24 protein-coding genes are annotated in these 23,523 nt (G+C 31.7%); 14 read left to right on the forward strand and 10 right to left on the reverse strand.

What is annotated here, in order from left to right:
* Window positions 1-8 precede the first annotated feature (8 nt).
* Entirely contained in the window at window positions 9-482 is a 474-nt protein-coding gene (locus tag AC3IF2_RS05695) for a methyltransferase family protein (protein ID WP_489166105.1), read from the reverse strand.
* 107 nt (window positions 483-589) lie between these two features.
* Between AC3IF2_RS05695 and clpB the strand changes: the two genes are divergently transcribed.
* The gene (gene clpB, locus AC3IF2_RS05700) at window positions 590-3,178 is read left to right on the forward strand and encodes an ATP-dependent chaperone ClpB (RefSeq protein ID WP_489166106.1); all 2,589 of its coding nucleotides are present in this window, start codon (window positions 590-592) and stop codon (window positions 3,176-3,178) included.
* 231 nt (window positions 3,179-3,409) lie between these two features.
* Complete coding sequence (locus AC3IF2_RS05705; protein WP_489166107.1) at window positions 3,410-3,820, forward strand: Hsp20/alpha crystallin family protein; 411 nt, start codon at window positions 3,410-3,412, stop codon at window positions 3,818-3,820.
* A gap of 53 nt (window positions 3,821-3,873) precedes the next feature.
* Here AC3IF2_RS05705 and AC3IF2_RS05710 read toward each other — a convergent pair whose 3' ends face one another.
* Entirely contained in the window at window positions 3,874-4,596 is a 723-nt protein-coding gene (locus AC3IF2_RS05710; protein WP_489166108.1) for a CAP domain-containing protein, read from the reverse strand.
* 193 nt (window positions 4,597-4,789) lie between these two features.
* On the opposite strand from AC3IF2_RS05710, the gene AC3IF2_RS05715 reads away from it, so the two are divergent.
* Window positions 4,790-5,152, forward strand: a complete 363-nt coding sequence (locus tag AC3IF2_RS05715) for a PDZ domain-containing protein (RefSeq protein ID WP_489166109.1) — start codon at window positions 4,790-4,792, stop codon at window positions 5,150-5,152.
* Here AC3IF2_RS05715 and AC3IF2_RS05720 read toward each other — a convergent pair whose 3' ends face one another.
* A complete protein-coding gene (locus AC3IF2_RS05720) occupies window positions 5,153-6,082 on the reverse strand; it encodes an alpha/beta fold hydrolase (protein ID WP_489166110.1) in 930 nt (309 codons plus the stop codon).
* 86 nt (window positions 6,083-6,168) lie between these two features.
* On the opposite strand from AC3IF2_RS05720, the gene AC3IF2_RS05725 reads away from it, so the two are divergent.
* Window positions 6,169-6,672 carry a SixA phosphatase family protein gene (locus tag AC3IF2_RS05725; RefSeq protein WP_489166111.1) on the forward strand — a complete coding sequence of 168 codons (504 nt, stop codon included), beginning with the start codon at window positions 6,169-6,171 and terminating at the stop codon, window positions 6,670-6,672.
* Here the strand turns inward: AC3IF2_RS05725 and AC3IF2_RS05730 are convergent.
* On the reverse strand, window positions 6,669-7,082 hold the full coding sequence (locus tag AC3IF2_RS05730) for a YeeE/YedE family protein (RefSeq protein WP_489166112.1): 414 nt from the start codon (window positions 7,080-7,082) through the stop codon (window positions 6,669-6,671). The two genes, AC3IF2_RS05725 and AC3IF2_RS05730, sit on opposite strands and share 4 nt — an antisense overlap.
* Before the next feature lie 4 nt (window positions 7,083-7,086).
* On the reverse strand, window positions 7,087-7,644 hold the full coding sequence (locus AC3IF2_RS05735) for a YeeE/YedE family protein (protein ID WP_489166113.1): 558 nt from the start codon (window positions 7,642-7,644) through the stop codon (window positions 7,087-7,089).
* Window positions 7,645-7,699: 55 nt separating this feature from the next.
* On the opposite strand from AC3IF2_RS05735, the gene smpB reads away from it, so the two are divergent.
* The 5 genes from smpB to AC3IF2_RS05760 all read left to right on the forward strand — a co-directional run bounded on the left by smpB (window position 7,700) and on the right by AC3IF2_RS05760 (window position 11,368).
* Window positions 7,700-8,158 (forward strand): SsrA-binding protein SmpB, encoded by a 459-nt coding sequence (gene smpB / locus AC3IF2_RS05740; protein WP_489166114.1) that lies wholly within the window; start codon window positions 7,700-7,702, stop codon window positions 8,156-8,158.
* Window positions 8,155-9,087 (forward strand): geranylgeranylglycerol-phosphate geranylgeranyltransferase, encoded by a 933-nt coding sequence (locus AC3IF2_RS05745; RefSeq protein WP_489166115.1) that lies wholly within the window; start codon window positions 8,155-8,157, stop codon window positions 9,085-9,087. Before smpB ends, AC3IF2_RS05745 begins: the two co-directional genes overlap by 4 nt.
* Window positions 9,074-9,655, forward strand: a complete 582-nt coding sequence (locus AC3IF2_RS05750; protein WP_489166116.1) for a Maf-like protein — start codon at window positions 9,074-9,076, stop codon at window positions 9,653-9,655. Before AC3IF2_RS05745 ends, AC3IF2_RS05750 begins: the two co-directional genes overlap by 14 nt.
* A 50-nt stretch (window positions 9,656-9,705) precedes the next feature.
* Window positions 9,706-10,659 (forward strand): transketolase family protein, encoded by a 954-nt coding sequence (locus tag AC3IF2_RS05755; RefSeq protein ID WP_489166117.1) that lies wholly within the window; start codon window positions 9,706-9,708, stop codon window positions 10,657-10,659.
* 79 nt (window positions 10,660-10,738) lie between these two features.
* Window positions 10,739-11,368 (forward strand): outer membrane beta-barrel protein, encoded by a 630-nt coding sequence (locus AC3IF2_RS05760; protein WP_489166118.1) that lies wholly within the window; start codon window positions 10,739-10,741, stop codon window positions 11,366-11,368.
* 54 nt (window positions 11,369-11,422) lie between these two features.
* On the opposite strand, the gene AC3IF2_RS05765 is transcribed toward AC3IF2_RS05760, so the two are convergent.
* Entirely contained in the window at window positions 11,423-12,286 is an 864-nt protein-coding gene (locus tag AC3IF2_RS05765; RefSeq protein WP_489166119.1) for an FKBP-type peptidyl-prolyl cis-trans isomerase, read from the reverse strand.
* Window positions 12,287-12,360: 74 nt separating this feature from the next.
* The gene (typA, locus tag AC3IF2_RS05770; RefSeq protein WP_489166120.1) at window positions 12,361-14,130 is read right to left on the reverse strand and encodes a translational GTPase TypA; all 1,770 of its coding nucleotides are present in this window, start codon (window positions 14,128-14,130) and stop codon (window positions 12,361-12,363) included.
* A gap of 275 nt (window positions 14,131-14,405) precedes the next feature.
* On the opposite strand from typA, the gene AC3IF2_RS05775 reads away from it, so the two are divergent.
* The 4 genes from AC3IF2_RS05775 to AC3IF2_RS05790 all read left to right on the forward strand — a co-directional run bounded on the left by AC3IF2_RS05775 (window position 14,406) and on the right by AC3IF2_RS05790 (window position 19,748).
* Window positions 14,406-15,176, forward strand: a complete 771-nt coding sequence (locus tag AC3IF2_RS05775; RefSeq protein WP_489166121.1) for a hypothetical protein — start codon at window positions 14,406-14,408, stop codon at window positions 15,174-15,176.
* A gap of 63 nt (window positions 15,177-15,239) precedes the next feature.
* Complete coding sequence (locus tag AC3IF2_RS05780; protein WP_489166122.1) at window positions 15,240-17,261, forward strand: S9 family peptidase; 2,022 nt, start codon at window positions 15,240-15,242, stop codon at window positions 17,259-17,261.
* A 4-nt stretch (window positions 17,262-17,265) separates the two neighbouring features.
* The gene (locus AC3IF2_RS05785; RefSeq protein ID WP_489166123.1) at window positions 17,266-18,903 is read left to right on the forward strand and encodes an AMP-binding protein; all 1,638 of its coding nucleotides are present in this window, start codon (window positions 17,266-17,268) and stop codon (window positions 18,901-18,903) included.
* Window positions 18,903-19,748, forward strand: coding sequence for an alpha/beta hydrolase (locus AC3IF2_RS05790; protein ID WP_489166124.1), 846 nt, complete (start codon window positions 18,903-18,905; stop codon window positions 19,746-19,748). The genes AC3IF2_RS05785 and AC3IF2_RS05790 overlap by 1 nt, the downstream gene beginning before the upstream one ends.
* Here the strand turns inward: AC3IF2_RS05790 and AC3IF2_RS05795 are convergent, their stop codons facing one another.
* Together AC3IF2_RS05795 and AC3IF2_RS05800 are read right to left on the reverse strand one after the other, a co-directional pair.
* Window positions 19,749-20,036 carry an LETM1 domain-containing protein gene (locus tag AC3IF2_RS05795; protein ID WP_489166125.1) on the reverse strand — a complete coding sequence of 96 codons (288 nt, stop codon included), beginning with the start codon at window positions 20,034-20,036 and terminating at the stop codon, window positions 19,749-19,751.
* Window positions 20,036-21,199 (reverse strand): proline dehydrogenase family protein, encoded by a 1,164-nt coding sequence (locus AC3IF2_RS05800; RefSeq protein ID WP_489166126.1) that lies wholly within the window; start codon window positions 21,197-21,199, stop codon window positions 20,036-20,038. The genes AC3IF2_RS05795 and AC3IF2_RS05800 overlap by 1 nt, the downstream gene beginning before the upstream one ends.
* A gap of 89 nt (window positions 21,200-21,288) precedes the next feature.
* Here AC3IF2_RS05800 and aroB point away from each other — a divergent pair, with 89 nt between their 5' ends.
* Window positions 21,289-22,356 carry a 3-dehydroquinate synthase gene (gene aroB, locus AC3IF2_RS05805; protein WP_489166127.1) on the forward strand — a complete coding sequence of 356 codons (1,068 nt, stop codon included), beginning with the start codon at window positions 21,289-21,291 and terminating at the stop codon, window positions 22,354-22,356.
* Here aroB and bshA read toward each other — a convergent pair.
* Window positions 22,353-23,486, reverse strand: coding sequence for an N-acetyl-alpha-D-glucosaminyl L-malate synthase BshA (gene bshA, locus AC3IF2_RS05810; protein ID WP_489166128.1), 1,134 nt, complete (start codon window positions 23,484-23,486; stop codon window positions 22,353-22,355). The genes aroB and bshA overlap by 4 nt on opposite strands.
* Window positions 23,487-23,523: the final 37 nt, after the last annotated feature.

Here is a 23,523-nt window from a genome sequence, read left to right on the forward strand (position 1 = left end):
ATATTATTTTAAATCCATCTAGGTACAGTTAATAGATAGTTTTCATATTGCTCTTTAAAGTCATTTTTTAGTCTCGGTTCTTCAACTAAAATTACAAATAAATGAAAACTAAGCAAAACAACTAAAGTATACCCTAATAATTCAAATGATTTTGAGAAAATCACTTCACCAATCAAAATCAAAATCACACCGATATGCATTGGATTTCTAGAATATTTATACAAACCTGAAACCACTAATTTTTTAGTTTTATCGACTGGTGACAAAGTCCCTTTCCCTTTAACTGCAAAATCATAAATACAATATATAACTATTGAAGTTCCTATTAAGAAGATAACAATTCCTATATAACTATTAAATTTAAAAGGAGCTTTTAAAAGAGGATTTAATCCGTTCCCTAAAATTAAATAAGGTATGTATCCGGCAACAATTCCTGGTTGCAATATTGTAAAGATTAAATTTCGTATAAATAAAGATAGCATTACAGCTAAATTAAGACAAAATGTCTTAAAAAACTCTTGTTTTCGGTCAATTTGTCGTTCAAAAAATCACTTTCTTACGTTGGCTTAGCTTTTGTAAAAAACTAAGTATGAATTTTAATAATTATACCATAAAGTCACAAGAAGCCGTGCAACAAGCGCAGCAAATTGCGCAAGGCTTAGGTCATCAACAAATAGAAAATGCGCATATACTAAAAGGCATTTTTGAAGTTGATGAGAATGTTACACCATTTTTATTAAATAAATTAGGTGTAAACGTAGATATATTTAAACAGACACTAGATAACATTATACAAAGTTTTTCAAAAGTATCTGGTACAGATCTTATGCTTTCGCGGAACGCTGGTACTATGTTTAATGATGCAGCAAATATTGCTAAGAAAATGAAGGATGAATATGTTTCTATTGAGCATTTATTGTTAGCAATATTAAAATCTAAAGACGATACAGCTCAGTTATTAAAAGATAATGGCATTACCGAAAAAGAACTAAAAAAAGCGATCGATGAACTACGTAAAGGTGATCGTGTAACTTCTCAAGGAGCTGAAGACACGTATAATTCACTTGCAAAATATGCAAAGAATTTAAATCAATTGGCAAATGATGGTAAGTTAGATCCTGTTATTGGGCGCGATGAAGAAATTCGTAGAATTTTACAAATCTTATCTCGTAGAACTAAAAATAATCCAATTTTAATCGGCGAGCCTGGTGTTGGTAAAACTGCTATTGCCGAAGGCTTAGCACATCGTATAGTAAAAGGTGATGTTCCAGAAAACTTACAAGAAAAAGTGATCTACTCACTCGATATGGGAGCTTTAATTGCTGGAGCAAAATATAAAGGTGAGTTTGAAGAGCGTTTAAAGTCTGTAGTAAAGGAAGTAGTTTCTGCTGACGGACAAATAGTACTATTTATTGATGAAATACACACTCTAGTTGGTGCTGGTGGTGGTCAAGGTGCTATGGATGCAGCAAACATCTTAAAACCTGCCTTAGCCCGTGGTGAACTCCGTGCTATTGGTGCCACAACTTTAGATGAATATCAAAAACACTTTGAAAAGGATAAAGCACTAGAACGCCGTTTTCAAAAAGTAGTTGTTGATGAGCCAGACACAGAAAGTGCTATTTCCATATTAAGAGGTATTAAAGACAAATACGAAGCACATCATAAAGTTCGCATTAAAGATGATGCCATTATAGCTGCCGTAGAATTGTCACAACGTTATATTACGGACAGATTCCTTCCCGATAAGGCAATTGATTTAATGGATGAATCAGCTGCTAAATTACGTATGGAGATCAATTCTAAGCCAGAAGAATTAGATGTCTTAGATAGAAAAATCATGCAGCTGGAGATTGAAATTGAAGCCATTAAGCGTGAAGACGATAAAGATAAGTTACAAAACTTGCAAAAAGAAGTGGCTAATTTAAAAGATGAGCGCGAATCTATTTATGCAAAATGGAAAAGTGAAAAAGAGATTGTAGATAAGGTTCAATCAGCAAAAAAGAATATTGAAAGCTTTAAGCTAGAAGCTGAACGCGCCGAAAGAGATGGTGATTACGGAAAAGTTGCAGAAATACGTTACGGAAAGATTAAAACAGAAGAAGAGCAGTTAAATAAGCTTCAAAAAGAGCTAGCTGAAAATCAAGAGAATGCTTTAATTAAAGAAGAAGTAACGAGTGAAGATATTGCTGAAGTTGTAGCTAAATGGACAGGTATACCTGTACAGAAGATGTTACAAAGCGAGCGTGAAAAATTATTGCAGTTAGAAGACGAATTACACAAACGTGTTATTGGTCAAGATGAAGCGATACAAGCAGTTTCAGACGCAGTTCGTCGATCTCGTGCAGGCTTACAAGACGATAAAAAACCAATAGGTACCTTCCTGTTTTTAGGAACTACTGGTGTAGGTAAAACAGAACTAGCTAAAGCATTGGCTGAATATCTGTTTGATGATGAATCAGCTATGACACGTATTGACATGAGTGAATATCAAGAACGTCACGCAGTAAGTAGATTAGTTGGTGCACCACCTGGTTACGTTGGATACGACGAAGGTGGGCAACTAACAGAAGCAGTTCGTAGAAAGCCTTATTCAGTTGTGTTGCTAGATGAGATTGAAAAAGCACATCCAGATACTTTTAATATTCTATTACAAGTATTAGATGAAGGAAGGTTAACAGATAATAAAGGTCGTGTTGCAGATTTTAGAAATTCTATAATTATTATGACTTCTAATATTGGTGCTCATATCATTCAAGAGAATTTTAATGAATTTGATATGAATAAACGTGAGCAAGTAACTGAAAAAACAAAAGTAGATGTACTAGGGTTACTTAAGCAAACAGTACGACCAGAATTCTTAAATAGAATTGATGAAGTTATTATGTTTACCCCATTAAATAAAACTGAAGTAACTAAGATTGTTGAACTACAACTAGGTGCTTTAATAAATACTTTGGCAGAAAAAGGAATTACTTTGACTTGGACAGATGAAGCAATTGAAAGTCTATCTAATCAAGGATTTGATCCTCAATTTGGTGCAAGACCAATAAAACGTGTAATTCAGCGTAAAGTTTTAAATGAATTGTCTAAAGAAATTCTTTCTGGTAAAATAACTTCAGAAAGTAAAATCTTATTAGATGCTTTTGATGATAAATTGGTATTTAGAAATAAATAATTTAAGTCAGTTCGAGTGATTCTGAGTAATCAGTATTGCAACGAGAACTCCTCAATATTTCACTCCGCATAAATATGCGGAGTTTTTTATGTAATAATCTGACAATCAGATGACAAAATGACTTTACTTTTAGTAGGATTCTGCTAAAATGACATTAAAAATCAATTGGTATTCTCTTTGCTATATAGGTACTGAATACACAATTAAAATATCAATTAAAAATATAAAATTATGTTAGTAAAAAAATCAGATTTTCCATTTTTCCCAACATTAGTTGATGACATTTTTAGAGATTTTTCTAATACTAATTCAACATTACCAGCGGTAAATATTAAAGAAGATGAAAACTCTTTTTCTGTTGAAGTTGCGATACCTGGGTTAGCTAAAGAAGATATTAATATAAATGTAGAGAATAATGTATTAACAATTTCTTCTGAAAAGAAATCAGAAAACGAAGAAACAAAAGACAATTATACTCGTAAAGAGTATAGCTATCAATCATTTAAAAGGAGTTTTAACCTACCAAAAGACATTGTAGATAGTGATGCAATTAGCGCGACTCATGTAAATGGTGAGCTTAAAATTGCTATCCCAAAAGTTGAAAGGGTAGAGCCAAAAGCTAAAATGATCAAGATTAAATAGGTGATTTAAGTTAGATGTTAAAAGCCGCTTCATTTTAGGAGTGGCTTTTTATTTTAAAGCTTTACAATTTTATAGCCCTCAACTGAATTTTTTATATAGAGAAAGTATATTCCTGTAACAAAATTTTGAACATCTATAGTTAAAGTGTTATCTATTAAGCCTTTAGATTTTTGATAGACTATTTGACCTGAAATAGATATCAATTTCAATTCTATATCAGTATCAAAGCTATTATTTAGTTTAACAATAAATTTATCTTTTACAGGATTAGGATAAATTTTTACTGAACCAGCATGAGCTAAATCATCATTAGACAAGGTTGTATCACCCATTCCAAAGATCTGAGTCCAATAATGCCCATAAGTAGAACTATTGTCAAAAGCGTGACCGATACCCATTTCATTTATAGTACTGTTTAGCATATTATTAAGATGGCCGCTACTATTCTTCCATTGATTAAAGGTAACTTCCACACCAGAATTACCAGCTGCTATATTTTCACCTCTTGGTGAACCTGTATAGCCAGCATTTGTAGATCTCTGCGAGAAATTAGACCCATTTAGCCCTGTATGACTAAAATAATTATTTGTAGCCATATCGTTTGAATGGTTATAAGCTGCTTGATTTAATGCTGTATTTAGCCTCAATAGTTCTAGGCCTCTACTCTGCCTTAGATTATTTACAAGATCTAACATTTCTTGTTCTTCTGCTGTTTGAGAAGAAACATTTTGAAAGAAAAATAATATGGGGAGAATTAAATATATAGCTAACTTCATATAAACATATTTAGCGTTAATACAAATAATTCTTTTTAAACTTGTTTTACAAGTTCAATCAGGATTTCAAAATAACAAAAAAATTCTAAAGAAAATCTAGCAAATAAAAATTTGGCATTGTAGTTGCTATTTTGTTAACGTAACAAATCATAAAAAATTAAAGTATATTTATAAATCAAAAATTTAGATCAAAATGAAAAAAATAGTTACAGTACTTTTTATAAGTCTATTATTTGCAGGCTACACACAAGCTCAAGACACTAAAGAAAAAAAGAAATGGAAATTCGGCTTGCATTTCGATAATTTAAGTGATGCCCAAAGAGGTTTTAATGCAGAAACAAATGGTGTGGTTATTAATAAGGTATCTAAAGACCACCCAGGAGAAGCCGCTGGTGTTCTTGTTGGTGATATTTTAACACATGTAGATGGTGTAGAAATTAAAGATCAAGATCATTGTGTACTGGTAATGAAAGATTACGACACTTCTAAAGGTACTGCCATGCTAAAAGTGATTAGAAACGGCGTAAAGATGGATATTAAAGTAATCTTTAAGTAATTACTTTTTTATAAAATTTAATATTAAACCTAGCATATCGCTGGGTTTTTCTTCTTGTATATAGTGCTTAGCGTCAATAACATGGACATCTTGTGATTTAATTTTTAAATCTTTTACTACTTCAGATTCCATAGGCTGCCAACGGAGTATCTTATCGTGTTTCCCCCAAATTACCATGGCTGGTATATTTATCTTTTGAATAGTTTCTCTATAATCTGGTAAATCATTACAGGTACTAGAAAAAAATGTATATAAAGAATTCGTTTTGCCTTCTAATAGCGGTTTTCTATAGCCTTCAACTTCATTAGCATTTAGATCATTTTTCATTAAAGCGCTTTTAAATAACTTTTTCATTATGGTTCTATTAGTGAGCTTATTACTATAAAAGCTCATAGAAAGTTTAGTAAAAACGCCTTTTTCAAATCGCATTGGAGGGTTAAATCCTGCTTCATAGATAATGGAATTTAAAATTATCAAATTTTTAATTCTATCTGGTGCCAATCTAAACAATTCCCAAGTCCATAATCCACCAGCATCATGAAAGACGTGAGACCAATTTTTAACCTCTAAATGATCCATTAAAGCTAATAATCGTTTTCCATGTGCTTCTGGAGTATACAGATCGTATCCTTTAGGGGAATCACTAGACCCAAAACCTAACATATCAGGTACAATTACACGATACTTTTGTGAGACTAGACTATCAATCATTTTTCTGTACAACCAGCCAGAGGTGGGCACACCATGTAATAAAACAATAACTTCTCCTTCACCTCTATCTATATATTTTAGCACGCCATCTGTAGATTTAAATGCTTTTTGTTGAGACCTGTAATCAGCATAAGTTGGTTTAGTAGAGTCTATCATGTTCTTTTTAGATTTACAAGAAATTATGACTGCAAGAAATAATAATAAATAAAAATATTTCATCGTAAGCTTTTAGATTGGTCTATAAATTTAAGTAAACATTACTATAACTAGTTGTATTTCTCTATTTTTGATAAAAATCATTGTCAATGAAAAATTATATTTTAGTTTTCATACTATTCTTTTCTACCTTATCAGGAATAGCACAAGAGTTTGAAAAATCTACTTATTTTTTAATTCGTCATGCAGAGAAAGATCGTAGTGATAAAGCAAATAAAAATCCTGATTTAACAGAGAAAGGGCAGCAAAGAGCTGTAAAGTGGAGTGAATTAATAACTGCTTATGGTATAGATGCGGTGTATTCTACCAACTACAATAGAACTTTGCAAACCGCTAAGCCTACGGCTGATAAATTTGGAATAGAGATTAAAACATATCATCCTTTTAAATTAGATTTCGAAAATTTTTTAAAAGAAACTAAAGGAAAAAATGTGTTAGTTGTTGGGCATAGTAACACTACAAATACTTTTACAAATAAATTGATTGGTGAAGAAATTTATCCAGAAATTAAAGATGATAATAATGCTAATTTATATATTGTAACTATCGATGGTGATCAGATTCATCATGTATTGATTAAAACAAAAGACTAATGAGGTAGTTTATCTCTTAATAAACCATAGAGAAAAGTCCCTATCATTGCGAAAATTATTACAATAAGAATTGGTAAAAATCCAGCTCCTACTAGAGTAAACATTGGGCCAGGACACGCTCCTGCCAAAGCCCAACCCAAACCGAAAATTATTCCTCCAATTAAATATCTATAAACACCTCTTTGTTTAGGTGTAAAAACAATTTCTTTTCCGTAAAAAGATTTAATATTATACTTTTTTATTATTTGAATGATAAATATCCCTAAAACCAATGCCGTTCCAATAATACCATACATATGAAATGATTGAAATTGGAACATTTCATAAATACGAAACCAAGATGCAGCTTCAGACTTAAACATGGTAATTCCAAAAAGTATTCCTATGAATAAATATATAATTGTTCTCATATTTCTAAAAAATTAAAGGAAATAGTAAATGAATCATTATCAAACCACCAATAAAAAATCCGATAACAGCAATTAGAGATGGTAATTGTAAATTACTCAAACCAGATATTGCGTGCCCAGAAGTACATCCGCCTGCATAACGAGTGCCAAATCCAACCAATAAACCACCAACAGCTAATAACAGTAAACTTTTAAAATCTTTTAGGACAGAATTATCAAACAATTCTGTTGGTAAATACGCTGTACCAGCACTATTAAAACCTATTGCTTGCAGATCTTCTACTGTATTTGAACTAATAGTTACACTAACATCATTAGTTAAATAATTTGATGCTATAAAACCTCCTAAAATTGCCCCTATTACAACAATTAAGTTCCATTTATGAGCTTTCCAATCGAATTTGAAAAAATCAACTTTTCTATCAGCGCCGCAAATTGCACATAAGGTTCTAAGGTTAGAAGACATGCCAAAGTTTTTATCTACCATTACTAGCAGAAATAAAACCAGAGCTATCATTACCCCAGAAAAATACCAAGACCAAGGTTCAAAAATCCATTGCATAATTTATCATTTTTCATTGCAAACATACAATCAAAATTTAATTAGATTTGCAACTGTGCAGCCAAAGATTAACATACAAAACAAAAAAGCCAGATTTGAGTACGAAATCCTAGATAAATATGTAGCAGGGATAGTACTTACAGGTACAGAAATTAAATCTGTGCGTGCTAGTAAAGCAAGAATTACTGAAAGCTTTTGTGAGTTTAATGAAAAAGGAGAATTATTCGCCATCAACATGTATATTGAAGAATATATAAACGGCAATGTATATAATCATAAACCTAAAAGTGAACGTAAGTTACTTCTTAATAAAAGAGAATTAAAGAAATTAAGAAAAGAAATTCAAAATGTAGGATTAACAATTATTCCTTTGCGGTTGTTTTTAACGGAAAAAGGGTGGGCAAAATTAGAAATTGCCCTGTGTAAAGGAAAAAAAATGCACGATAAGCGAGATACTATTAAAGATCGTGATAACAAACGAAACCTAGACCGTATTAAAAAGAGTTTTTCATGAGCATCGGTAATTTTCTACAATTAATTCGATGGAAAAACTTAATAATGATTGCTCTTATACAATTACTTTTTAGGTATGTCTACTTCCCTACTTTTGCCATAGACACCACACTCGATAATCTCCATTTTAGTTTATTGGTAATTGCAACACTTTGTATAGCAGCAGCTGGAAATATTATCAATGACATTTATGACATCAAAGCTGATATAATTAATAAGCCTACAAAGCTATTAATTACAAGCCCAAAAAAGAAAAAAGTCGCAAATCTACTTTACATTATTTTAAATAGCTTAGGTTTTGCAATAGGTCTTTACATTTCTATTAAAATAGGCAACTCGTCATTTGTAGGAATTTTTGTGCTTACAGCTTTATTACTTAAGTGGTATTCTTCATATTTAAAAAAGAAACCTTTGATTGGTAATTTAGTAGTTTCAATACTTATTTCGTTAAGTATTTTAATTGTTGGCCTTTTTGATATTATACCTGCTATTACCGAAGAAAATGGAGTTCGTCAATACCTCGGATTTTATACTTTGGTTGATTATGCGGTCTTTGCATTTATGTTTAATTTTTTAAGGGAGATTATTAAAGATATAGAAGATGTAAATGGTGATATTCGATTAAAAATGAAAACATTACCAATACTATTTGGAAGAAAAAGAACACGTAATATTTTATTTGGTATTTCATTTATCCCACTTATTCTTGTTACACTTTATTCGTTTGATAATTTTTCTAGATTACCGATAGTACTTGCATATATGCTTATTGTTGTTATGCTTCCTTTTCTCTATTTTATGAGTAAATTATTATATGCAAAAAAGAAGTCTGATTATCGCTTTTTAAGTCGATTACTAAAGCTTATCATGCTTTTAGGAATTATATCTATCATAGTAATTTCAATGTCTATACATTATGCTGAAAGATAAATTAGGAAAATATAATATTATTCTTGCGTCTGGTTCACCTAGAAGACAGCAGTTTTTAAAAGATTTAGATCTAAATTTTACAATTAAAACTAAAGATGTTGAAGAAGTGTATCCAAAATATCTTCACGGAAGTGAAATCACAGATTATTTAGCAGAATTAAAAGCATCTGCATTTGAAGGCAACTTAAAAAAGGATGATTTGTTAATTACTGCGGATACTATTGTGCGATTTAACGGAAAAGTATTAGGAAAACCTAAGGATAAAGAAGATGCCAATAACATGCTATCTGAGCTTTCTGGACAGGTACACGAAGTCATTTCATCTATCACTTTAACTTCTCTAGATAAGCAAAAAACATTTAACGATACAACTGAAGTTTATTTTAAGAAATTATCAAGCGAAGAAATCAATTTTTATATTGAAAATTATAATCCGTATGATAAAGCAGGCGCTTATGGAATACAAGAATGGTTGGGGTTTATAGCAGTTAAAAAATTAAAGGGAAGCTATTTTAATGTTATGGGGTTTCCTGTTCATAAGTTCTATAAAGAAATTATGAAATTTTAGAAAAAAAATTATTTCAATATTTATTTTTGCTCATCATTGAAACAACACACATGAAAAAATACACTTTTACCGAAAAAAAAGATACTCGATCTGGCTTTGGAGATGGATTAACAGAATTAGGCAGAACAAACCCTAATGTAGTTGCATTATGTGCAGATTTGGTAGGTTCACTAAAAATGCAAGATTTTATTGATGAGAATCCTGATCGTTTTTTTCAAGTTGGTATTGCTGAAGCAAACATGATGGGCATTGCAGCAGGATTAACCATTGGAGGCAAAATTCCTTTTACAGGTACTTTCGCTAATTTTTCTACGGGCAGAGTATATGATCAGATTCGTCAATCTATTGCCTATTCAGACAAGAATGTAAAAATATGTGCAAGTCATGCAGGTATCACTTTAGGTGAAGATGGAGCTACGCATCAAATTCTTGAAGATATCGGTTTAATGAAAATGCTTCCGGGTATGACCGTAATTAACACTTGTGATTATAATCAAACAAAAGCTGCAACACTTGCAATTGCTGAACATGAAGGACCAGTATATTTACGTTTTGGAAGACCTAAAGTACCTGTTTATACTGAGCCTGATCAAAAATTTGAAATTGGCAAAGCAGTTCAGTTCACAGAAGGTACAGATGTAACTATTGTAGCAACTGGTCATTTAGTTTGGGAAGCTTTACAGGCTTCAGAACAATTAGAAGAAAAAGGTATTTCTGCAGAGGTAATAAATATTCATACCATCAAGCCTTTAGATGAAGATGCAATTCTTAAATCAATCGCAAAAACAGGATGTGTTGTTACTGCAGAAGAGCACAACTATTATGGGGGATTAGGTGAAAGTGTAGCCAGAACTTTAGCAAAAAACAATCCTACACCTCAAGAATTTGTAGCTACAAATGATACTTTTGGAGAATCTGGAACACCAGATCAATTAATGGAAAAGTATGGATTGAATGCTAATGCTATTGTTGAAGCTGTAGAAAAAGCTATTTCTAGAAAGTAATATTTCACAATTAACATTTCCGTAAGAATATTGGCATCACTTTTGCGTTTGTAAATGAATTAACAAAAAATCATTTATCATGAAAAAAGTATTTTTAACAATACTAACACTTACCTTATTTAATTTTTCATTTGCACAAAAAGTAGATTTCGGAGCTAAAGCTGGTCTTAATTACAATTTCGGAGGCGACCTTTCTGAGGTTATTCCACAAACTGGGAATAATTTTGAAAACATCATCACTGGGGCTGATGATAAAGCTGGGTTCCATTTAGGCCTTTGGGCAAAATTTAGATTTGCTGGCTTGTATGTTCGCCCTGAACTTGTTTACACTCAATTGAACAACTCGTACGACAGTAATTCTGTAAATAACTTAGATACTGATTTTAAAACAAAGAAGATAGATATTCCTGTCTTAATCGGCACAAAAGTAATCGGTCCGTTGCATATTTTTGGAGGCCCATCATTCCAGTATATTACTAAATCTGATTTTAGTAGAAATGAGATTGAAAATATTAATACAAAAGATTTTAGTGTAGGGTTACAACTTGGTACCGGTCTTGAATTAGGAAGATTAGGAGTAGATGTGCGTTGGGAAAAAGGATTTAATAATGATCTAGATGGTAGATTCTTAGGTACTAATATAAATGTAGATAACAGACCAAATCAAATTGTTTTTGGCTTATCTTATAGATTTAATGAAAGAGATTAAATTATAATCTTTTCTAAAAATTAAAAAGCTTCGATTTCTCGAAGCTTTTTAATTTTAATTTGTATCTGGATCTAAGTAATCTGGAACACCATCACCGTCAGTATCTTTAGCGTCATCAGGGTTTCCATCTCCATTTGGATCAGGATTTTCATCTCTAGTTAATATACCATCTCCGTCATCATCTGGATCATTGTAATTAGTAAATCTATCTCCATCTGTATTATCATTGTTTAAATTAGTGTCACCATCAACGTCTTCATATATAGATAAAATTGAATCATTATCATGATCAGCAACTTCAACCAAGGCTAAATTAATTAAGAAAATTAATGGCTCATTAATTAGAGTACCTGAATTTGTTCCCCTATTACCATAAGCTAAACCTGAAGGCAGGAAAATAATACCTTTTCCAGTGTTTTCAAATGATAACGGCTCTCCAGGTTGGGTAGTATTATCACCATCTTTAAAAAGTTCAAATCCAAATTGCCAGCCTCTAATAGTATTGGGAAGTGACAACCAAGTATAATTAAGTCTTTCATCAATCTTCACACTATCTAATCGAAATCCTCTATAATTTACAAGAACTGAATCACCTTTTGTAGGATTGTTATTAGCGCCTTCATTTTCTTGCAAATAATATAAATTATAGCTTATACCGTTATCATTAATTATTTGAGTCTTCAAATTACTTTCAGAAAATAAAGAAGTAACATTTTCACTAGCCAAAATAGTATCTAGAGCTCCAAATACATCATCACCAGTAGGTCTTATATAGTGATGAGTTTGTAAATATTCTATAAGTGCAGCATCATCTATTAATGCTTGAGTTGCTGCATCAAAATCTCCATCATCATCACTACTACATGCAATTATCGTTAACAATACTCCAAAAATCAATATCAAATTCTTAATCTTCATCTTTATTTTTAAATTTTGCGCAATTTACAATTTTATCTATTTCGTTGATCCTTAAATAATAATTTAACAAAAGATTATCTAAACTCTATTTTTCGCATACGTAAACTCTTAGGAGTCACCTCTAAATATTCATCATCTTTAATATATTCCATACATTCTTCTAATGAAAAATCTATCTTTGGGAATATTTTTGCAGCATCATCAGCACCAGAGCTACGAACATTTGTTAATTTTTTTCCTTTTATTAAATTAACACCCATATCTTCTTGACGTGAGTTTTCACCAACTACTTGCCCCTTATAAATCTCTTCGTTAGGATCGATAAAGAATTTACCTCTATCTTGTAGACGATCAATTGCGTAAGCGGTTGCTTTTCCAGCTTCAGAACTTACAATAGCTCCATTAACCACATCGTTAAACTCGCCTTTATAAGTATCATAACCACGTAATCGATGATTGATTATAGCCTCCCCTTGAGTAGCTGTTAGAATTTTATTTCGTAAACCTATCAGTCCTCTTGATGGAATGTCAAATTCTAAATGTTGTAAATCACCTTTAGGCTCCATAACTAATAAATCACCTTTTCTGAGGGTTACCAAGTTAATTGCCTTACTAGCTAATGCTTCAGGTACGTCAATTACCAAAGTTTCATAAGGTTCTTTTTTCGCCCCATCAATTTCTTTAATAATGACCTGTGGTCTTCCCACTTGTAACTCATACCCTTCTCTACGCATAGTTTCTATTAACACTGATAGATGCAGAATTCCACGACCAAATACATTAAATTTATCCTCTGTATCTGTATCTTCTACTTTAAGCGCTAAGTTCTTTTCTGTTTCTTTATACAATCTATCACGCAAATGACGTGAAGTAACAAATTTTCCTTCTTTTCCAAAAAACGGAGAATTGTTAATAGTAAATAACATACTCATGGTAGGTTGATCTACTTTAATTCTAGGTAAAGGCTCTGGGTTTTCTAAATCAGCTATTGTATCACCAATATCAAATCCTTCAATACCAGTTATTGCGCAAATATCTCCACTACGTACTTTTGAAGTCTTCGCTTTACCCATTCCTTCAAAAACATGTAATTCTTTTATTCTTACTTTCTTAGTTGTACCATCCGCTTTACAAAGCATATATTCTTTTGCTTCTTCTAAATCGCCCCTAAAAACACGCCCGATAGCTATTCTCCCGGTAAAAGAGGAAAAATCTAATGATGTGATTTGCATTTGAGGATTTCCTTCTCTGTAAGGTGCTTCAGGTATAGATTCTACAACAGCATCCAACAATGGAATTATATCTGTTGTAGGCTTTTGCCAATCAGTACTCATCCAACCATTTTTTGCAGAGCCGTAAATTGTCACAAAGTCTAACTGTTCTTCGGTAGCATCTAAGGCAAACATTAGATCAAATACTTTTTCGTGTACCAAATCAGGTGTACAATTCTCTTTATCTACTTTGTTTACAACTACTATAGGTGTTAGGCCTAAATCAAGAGCCTTCCCTAAAACAAAACGCGTTTGCGGCATAGGCCCTTCAAAAGCATCAACCAATAGCAATACACCGTCGGCCATTTTTAAAACTCGTTCAACCTCACCACCGAAGTCAGCGTGACCTGGTGTGTCAATAACATTAATCTTAACCCCTTTATAATTAACCGAAACATTTTTCGATAGAATAGTAATTCCACGCTCCCTTTCTAAGTCATTATTATCTAACAATAAATCTTTTCGTTCTTTACGATCGTCTAAAATTTTTGCCTGATCAATAATTTTATCTACCAATGTAGTTTTACCATGGTCAACGTGTGCTATAATAGCTATATTTCTAATGGATTGCATCCTTATAATTTTGAAGCTGCAAAAGTAGCTGTTTTTAATGGTTATTTACTATTGAATTAGCTCTTTTTTAACAATGTTAAAATAAAGTAGTATATTTATAATCAACCAACTAAACTAATAAAACAAGATGTTCCCCTTCATTCTTGTATTATCCTCGCGTAAATTTTGGTCATTATATGATCAATGGAACTTTACTTCTAATACCTTACTAGAAGAACCAATACCCTTTTCTTATTTTTTACAAACACAACCAAAACAACTAATTAATCACTATTATGAAAAAATGTAAAACTTTAATGCTATTATCGCTAGTATTCCTATTTGTATCTAATATTGAGGCACAAGAGAAAAAGACTCAAGCCTATTGGGTACATCAAGACAATGTTAACATTGCTAAAACCCAATCTTATGAAGCTGCAGCAAAGGAATTAACTGCTCTTTTAAAAGAAAATAATATTCAAGACGAAAGTTGGCTTGCTACAAGTACATCTAATGGAACCTATCTGTATGTAACTGCTATAAACAATATGGCTGATTTAGATAGACCACTTTTCAAAACATTAACTGATAAAATAGGTACAGAAAAATTATATAGCATATTTGGTAAAATGGATAAGTGCTATGACAGTCATACCAACTATATAATTCATTTAGACAAAGAACTGTCTTATATGCCAAACGGCATTACTCAAACTCCTGAAGGAAAGAATTTTAGAGAATTTCATTATTTGCATTTTACGCCAGGAAATGCCGCTGATGTAAAAAAGCAAATGAAAGCCGTAAAAGATATGTTTACCAGTAAAGATTCTAAAGTATATTACCGTGTTTATAGAACTGGTTTTGGGGCGCCAAGCGATTATTATATGGTTGCCGTTGCTGCCAAAGACCCTATAGACATGGCACAAAAAGGTGCAAATAATGACAAATTATTGGGAGAAGAGGGTAACAAAACCTTTGGAACGTTATTTAGCAATTTATCTAAGTACGAAAAAGTTGAAGGAAGAATACGTTCAGACTTAGGGTATTCGCCTGCTAAATCTAAATAATTATATTAAATCCTGTTATTTTTTTAAATTAACAGGATTTCTATATTCATTAACTACCTACTCATGAGAAAAATAGTAATAATCTTATTCTTAATTCTATCAAGTCTTGGTTACGGCCAAACAAAATCAAATCTAGAGCTTCTAGATATTTTTAATTATGAATTTGTTTCTGATCCTCAAATTTCTCCTGATGGATCAAAAATCATCTACATCAGAAATTTTAAAGATGTTATGACCGATAAAAACCTTTCGAATATATGGATGGTTAATTTTGATGGAAGCAATAATCGTGCTTTAACCACTGGTAATCAAAATGATTCTTATCCACGTTGGTCACCAGATGGCACAAAGATTATTTACAAATCGAATACTCAAGACAAAAAGACCAAACTTTATTTAATGTGGTTAGATACTAAAGAAAAAGTAGCACTAACCAATACTAAATATGCACCAGGGGCTATTTCTTGGTCAAATGATAGTAAACAACTGGCCTTTACTATGTTCACACCAAAAAAGCAAAATTCAATAGTGAAACTACCTGCTAAACCTGAAGGGGCAAAATGGAACAAACCTCCTATCTATATCGATAAGTTGGTATATCGCTCAGATGGGCAAGGATATTTAAAAAATGGATTTAATCAATTATACACACTTTCAATAAATGGTGGTACTCCAAAGCAATTAACCTTTTCTGAAAATAATCATGGTGCTCCGGTATGGTCTAAGGATGGTCAGCAACTTTATTTTTCTACCAACTTATACAAAGACAGACTGTTTCAACCTTTAAATAGTGAAATACATAGTTTAAATTTAAGTACTGGTGCCATTAAGGCTTTAACCAATAGATATGGTCCAGATAACAATATTGCTTTATTACAAAATGGAACTAAAATTGCCTACACTGGTTTTGATGACAAGCATCAAGGATATCAAATCAATGATTTATATGTAATGAACTCAGATGGATCAAGTTCAAAATTAATTTCAGAAGGATTTGATAGATCAATTCAAAATATAAATTGGTCTAGTGATGGTAAAAGTATCTATTTTCAATATGATGATAAAGGAAATACTAAGATTGGTAATATCACTCTTAACGGGAAAATAACAACGTTGGCAGAGAATTTAGGCGGATTGTCGTTAGGTAGACCGTATAATGCTGCTTCTTATACAATATCTAATAATGGAAAATTAGCCTATACCCTAGGGACAACCAAACATCCTGCCGATCTTGGTACCTCTTATAAAGGTTCTCAAAATAGAATCACAAGCCTAAATGAAGATTTATTTTCGTTTAAGAATTTAGGAAATGTTAAAGAACTATGGTGGAAGTCATCTCACGATAATAGAGATGTACAAGGCTGGTTGGTAACTCCTCCAAATTTTGATCCTACTAAAAAATATCCTTTTATATTAGAAATTCATGGCGGGCCATTTGCTAGCTATGGTTCAGTTTATTCTGCAGAAATACAAGCATTTGCATCTGCTGGTTATGTGGTTTTATATTCAAATCCTAGAGGGAGTACCAGCTATGGAGAAGAATTTGGCAACCTAATTCATCATGATTACCCTAATCATGATTATGATGACCTAATGTCTGGCGTAGATGCGGCTATAGCTAAAGGATTTATTGATGATAAAAATCTATTCGTTACAGGTGGAAGCGGTGGAGGTGTTCTTACTGCATGGATCGTTGGTAAAACAAACCGATTTAAAGCTGCAGTAGTAGCAAAACCAGTTATTAATTGGTATAGTTTTGTTTTGTATGCTGATAATCCACATTTCTTTTATAAATACTGGTTTCCAAACAAACCATGGGAAGATCCTTCTAATTATATAAAGCGGTCACCTCTGAGCTATGTTGGTAATATAAAAACACCTACGATGTTATTGACAGGTGAAGAAGACTATAGAACACCAATAGCTGAATCAGAGCAACTTTATGCCGCTTTAAAATTACAAAAGGTTGAAACCGCTATGGTTCGTATTCCTGGAGCATCTCACGGTATTGCTAATAAGCCGAGTAATTTAATTGCAAAGATTGCAAGTATTTTAGCTTGGTTTGATAAATATAAAGACAAATAGAATAATGGAATTCAACTCTCCTCTAGAAGCCTTTCTCTATTGGGAAAAAGAGAAGCCTAATGCTGATTTTTTAAAACAACCAATAAATGGTAAAATTATTACATATAGTTTTAAAGATGCTGGTATAGAAGCTAGAAAAATAGCTTCAACTATAAAAAAATATAATCTTCCTGAACAAAGTCATATTGCATTATTATCTAAAAATTGCGCACATTGGATTATGAGTGATCTAGCCATTATGATGGCTGGTTGTGTATCGATACCTATCTATCCTACTTTAAATGCTGAGTCAATAAATCAGGTATTAACACATAGCGAAGCTAAAGCCATTATTATTGGAAAACTAGATGATTTTAAATCACAAGAGCCTGGTATCCCAAATATCCATAAAATTAGTATTGGTTTATATGGCGAATCTATAGGGCAACTCTGGGAGGATATTATCAATACTCAAAAAGAAATAAAAAGTATTTCATTACCTGATAAAAAAGATTTATATACGATTATTTATACCTCAGGAACTACTGGACAACCAAAAGGAGTAATGCATACTGTGGGTAATCTTATAGAGAGCTCTAACACATTGATTAGAGAATTCTCTATACCAAATCATATGGACTTATTTTCTTACTTACCCTTAGCACATGTAGCTGAAAGAATGGGGGCCACTGTTGGGTTAATTACTGGTTCTAATACATCGTTTGCTGAATCCTTAGATACTTTTGCTTCAGATCTAGAAAGAACACAGCCCTATATATTTTTCGCAGTTCCCAGAATATGGACAAAGTTTCAAGAGAAAATTCTTGAAACCATCCCTCAAAAAAAACTGAATCTAATTCTTACCATTCCTTTTTTAAATTCTCTTATTAAGAAAAAACTTAAACAAAAATTAGGGCTAAAAAATGCTAAAATAATTGTGTCTTCGGCAGCTCCAATATCTGTAAGTCTTTTAAAATGGTATAAAAGAATTGGGATTAAAATTGTTGAAGTTTATGGTATGACCGAAGATTGTGTGATTTCTCATGGAAGCTCGCCAGCGATCAGCAAAATTGGAACTGTTGGTAAACCCTATAATGGAGCTAGTGCAAAATTATCTGCACAAGGTGAAGTTTTAATTAAGAATAATTGTTTAATGAAAGGTTATTTTAAAGAACCTGAATTAACGGCAAACGTATTTACAGATGATGGTTATTTAAGAACAGGAGATATTGGTGAATATGATCACGACGGCTATTTAACTATTACCGGCCGTGTAAAGGATCAATTTAAGACTGATAAAGGAAAATATATATCACCGGCTCCAATTGAATTGAAAATAGCTAAAAACACAGACATAGAGCAAATATGCATAGTTGGAGCAGGTATTCCGCAACCAATTGCCTTAATTACATTATCTGAACTAGGTAAGGCAAAAGCTAAAGAAAATTTATCTAATGGATTGATTGAAACGATTAATGATATTAATCCTCTTTTTGAAAAACATGAAAAAGTAGAAAAAGTAGTGATAATGAAAGAGGATTGGAACGTAGATAACGGATTAACGACACCTACTTTAAAAGTAAAGAGAAATGCTATTGAAAAAATTCATCAGCCTTATTATAAACAATGGTTTGATATGCAAGATAAAGTCATATTTGAGTAATGATAAAAATTGAAAGAATTCAAATTGACAACCTTATTTTTGATTGCAGGGTTTCTGGCAATAAAAAAGATGAATTAGTTATATTGCTACATGGATTTCCTGAAACATCTTTTATGTGGATGGAGGTAATGAAAGAAATTACACCTCAAGGTTTCTATTGTGTTGCACCAAATATGAGAGGCTATAGTAAAGATGCAACACCAAAAGGAAAGAAACACTATACCATAGATAAATTAAGTAATGATGTAATAGATATAGCTAAAAAGTTAGGTAAGAAAAAGTTTCATTTAATAGGTCATGATTGGGGAGCCGCAATTGGCTGGTATGTAGTACATAATAATGCTAATATGATTTTAAGTTGGTCTTCACTCTCTGTGCCACACATAAAAGCTTTTGCCCAAGCAATTACCTCTGACCCAGATCAGATTAAAAAGAGTCAATACATTAAAAATTTTCAAATTCCATTTTTACCTGAAATGCGTATTCGTAAAAATAACTTTGAAGTATTTAGAAAGCTTTGGAAAAATAGTTGTAAAGAAGAAGTAGAAGACTATTTATTTGTATTTAAAAACAAGAGATCACTTACAGCTGCTATAAATTATTATCGAATAAATTATAAGATTTTTCAAACTCCTACGCTAGATGAAATAAATGTTCCCACATTATTTATTTGGGGAAAAAATGATATAGCAATTGGTAATGTATCTGTTGAAAATAGTCATCAATATATGAAAGGATATTATAAGTTTGTTAAGCTAGATACAGGTCATTGGTTAATTCAAACTAAATACGAGGAAATCAAAAATGAGGTAATTGAGCATCTTGCTAAATTTAGTAAAAGGTAACTATTCCTCTTCATCATTTCTAAAAGCACTTGGCATAATATCTGGTATTAATTTAGCTACTATTGGTAGTAAAATCATCCCTCCAGGTAGTAAAAAAATAGCAAAAGCAGGTATAGATTTAAATGTATCTAATAGCTGTGCTCTCATTTGTTCTTTCTCTTCTTCAGTTAATTTGGTATGTGTATATTTAACCAATAAAGCAAAAAGCTCTTTGTTGTTCTTAAGCTCTACTTCTAAACGCTTTTTATTTTTTAAAAGCAATGCTTTTATTTCTTCTTGAGATATCACTATAATTTCCTCCTTTTTCGCTCCCTTTTTAAAAGGCTCAATTCTCTGCTAGTTTGTCCGGCTACAGAAGTGTTTTCTTCTGCTCTTCTTATTAAATATGGCATCACATCTCGAACTGGCCCAAAAGGTAAGTATTTAGCAACATTATATCCTTCTTTTGCTAAATTAAAACTTATATGATCACTCATTCCGTATAATTGCCCAAACCATAAACGCTGATCATGCTTTAATACATCTTTTTCTTTAGCCAACTGCATTAATATATAAGAACTTTCTTCATTATGCGTACCTGCAAACAAAGCCAATTTCCCATTATTGATAAAGAATTTAATGGCCTTATTATAATTATCATCTGTAGCTTGTTTGTCTTTACAAATTGGTGATGGATAACCCTTATCATCAGCTCTATCTCGTTCTTTCTCCATATAAGCACCACGAACGACTTTCATACCAATATGATATCCTTTTTTCTGAGCTTTTTTATATAAGGATCTTAGATAATCCATTCGATCATGACGATACATTTGCAAAGTATTAAAAACGATGGCCTTTTCTTTATTATATTTTTCCATCATTTTTTCAATTAAATCATCTGCTGCGTCTTGCATCCAACTTTCTTCAGCATCAATTAAAAGAGGCACATCCTTTTCGTAAGCAGATTTACAAACTTTATCAAAACGCTCTACTACTCTATTCCATTCATTGTTCTCTTCTGTAGTCAATTTTCCTCCTTCAGTTAACTTTTGATATAAAGCAAAGCGACCGAACCCCGTTGGTTTAAATACTGCAAACGGAATACTTTGCTTTTCGTGGGCGAAATCTATACTCAATAATGTTTTTTCTAGAACTAATTCAAATTGTTCTTCTTCTTCTTTGCCCTCTACAGAATAATCTAAAACAGCATGTACATTTTTAGTATACATTTTCTTAATAGTTGGCAAACAATCTTCTTCATTAACACCACCACAAAAATGATCAAAAACCGAAGCTCTAATTAAGTGTTCAACAGGCATATGGGCCTTTAAAGCAAAATTGGTGATAGCCGTACCAATTCTTACCAAAGGTTCACTTTGTATCATCTTAAACAAAAAATAAGCTCTATCTAATTCTGTATCTGTTTTAAGAGCAAAAGCTGTTTGTGTGTCTTCAAAAATGTTTTCCATTTATTACAAGAATGTTTTTAACAAATATAACTACTAACCATAGTTTTTTTCAATAAATTCGCGTTTTATTTATGCAAAAAACACTTTAGGTGAATTCAATAAAATCTACAGATTATCATATCAATTTTCAGAAAATTTCTTTTGAGAAATTGAATGATTATCTATCTAAAAATACAGTGACTAAAATATTTGTTCTGGTAGATACAAACACTCGTAAACACTGTTTACAATACTTTAATGATCAATTAATTGAAAGTATTGAAGTAGAGATTATTGAAATAAAAGCTGGCGAAGTACATAAGAATATAAATACTTGTTTAGAGGTTTGGAATACATTGACAGTGTTAAAAGCTGATCGTAAAAGCTTGTTGATAAACCTAGGAGGAGGAATGGTAACTGACCTTGGCGGATTTGTAGCTTCAACTTATAAAAGAGGAATTAAATTCATTAATATACCAACTACACTATTAAGTATGGTGGATGCTTCTGTTGGTAGTAAAACTGGAGTAGATCTAGGTAATCTAAAGAATTTGATTGGCTTATTTAGTAATCCAGAAATGGTACTAATAGATACTCAATTTTTAGATACCGTTCCTAAACGAGAATTACGCTCTGGGTTGGCTGAAATAATCAAATATGGCTTGTCTTATGATATTGATTTATGGAATGAATTAAGGAGCGATAGTGCTCTATTAAACAATGAATTAACATCCATAATATATAGATCAATTGAAATTAAAAACGAAATTGTTTTACAAGATTTAAAAGAAACTAGTTTACGTAAAGTATTAAATTTTGGACACACTGTAGGACATGCTATAGAATCCCATTTTTTAGAAAATACTGACTTAGGAAATCTTACGCATGGTGAAGCCATAGCAATAGGAATGATAGTAGAAATATATCTTTCACATAGATTATTAGACTTCCCAAAAGAAAAGCTCAAAGAAGTAACGGCTAAGCTTAAAGAAATTTTTGGTCAAGTAACAATACCAAAAAGTAAGTATTCTGCTATTTTAGAATTAATGAAGCACGATAAAAAGAATTCGGGTAATAATGTGAATTTTGTTCTTCTAAACGATTTAGGTGATTATAAAATTGATTGCCAAGTGCCTAGCAAATTATTGATTGAAGGACTAGAATACTACAACGCTTAACAGCAATCTGCTTTTACATTTTTATAGATTTCTTCGTAAGTAGGTAAAATGCGCTCTAAAGAAAAGCGTTGTGCAAAATTCTGAGCATTTATTTTAAACTGCTCTAAACGTTGCTTATTTTCTAAAATATAAATAGCATTTTTTGCCATTTCATCAATATTACCTACATCGCTTGTAAAACCAGTTTCTCCATTAATATTTACCTCTGGCAATCCACCTGTATTTGTAGAAATTACTGGTGTATTTGCAGCCATTGCTTCTAGTGCTGCTAAACCAAAACTTTCAGTTCTTGAAGGTAAAATAAATAGATCTGAAAAACATAGTATTTTATTTACTTCGTCACTATTTCCTAAAAAGAGTACTTTCTCTTCTATACCCAAATCACAAACTTGTTTTTCAGCTGCTTCACTTTCTGGGCCATCTCCTACCATTAATAATCGTGAAGGAATTTTTTGCTGTACTTTATAAAATATATCTATAACATCATGAATTCGTTTTACGGGTCTAAAATTACTCACATGTGCGATTAGTTTTTCATTATCATTCGCTAATGAACTTCTCTTACAATCAGCTTTGTTTTGAACAGCATATTTTTCAAAATCAATAAAATTGTAGATCACTTCAATATCCTTTCTAACATCAAATAATCGTAATGTATCGTCACGCAAGCTTTTTGATACAGCAGTAACAACGTCAGAGTTATTGATGCTGAACTCAACTGCTGTTTTATAGTTTGGGTGACTTCCTACAAGAGTAATGTCTGTACCATGAAGTGTAGTCACAATAGGTATTTCTAGACCATCTTCCCTAAGCATTTGCTTGGCCATATAAGCTGCATATGCGTGCGGAATTGCATAATGTACATGTAAAATTTCGAGATTATATTGCTTTATTACCGCAACTAACTTACTAGATAGAGCTAACTCATAAGGTTGAAATTTAAATAGTGGATATTCTTCTACAAAAACTTCATGAAAATGAATATTCTTAGATAAGGCATTTAACCGAACAGGTTGTTTATATGTAATAAAGTGAATTTCATGCCCTTTTTCTGCTAAAGAGATACCTAGCTCAGTAGCTACCACTCCACTACCTCCAAAAGTAGGATAGCAAACAATTCCTATATTCATGGTTGTTTTTTATTAAGAGTCGAATTTTTTATAATTA

It is taken from the genome of Maritimimonas rapanae (genome assembly GCF_057837205.1).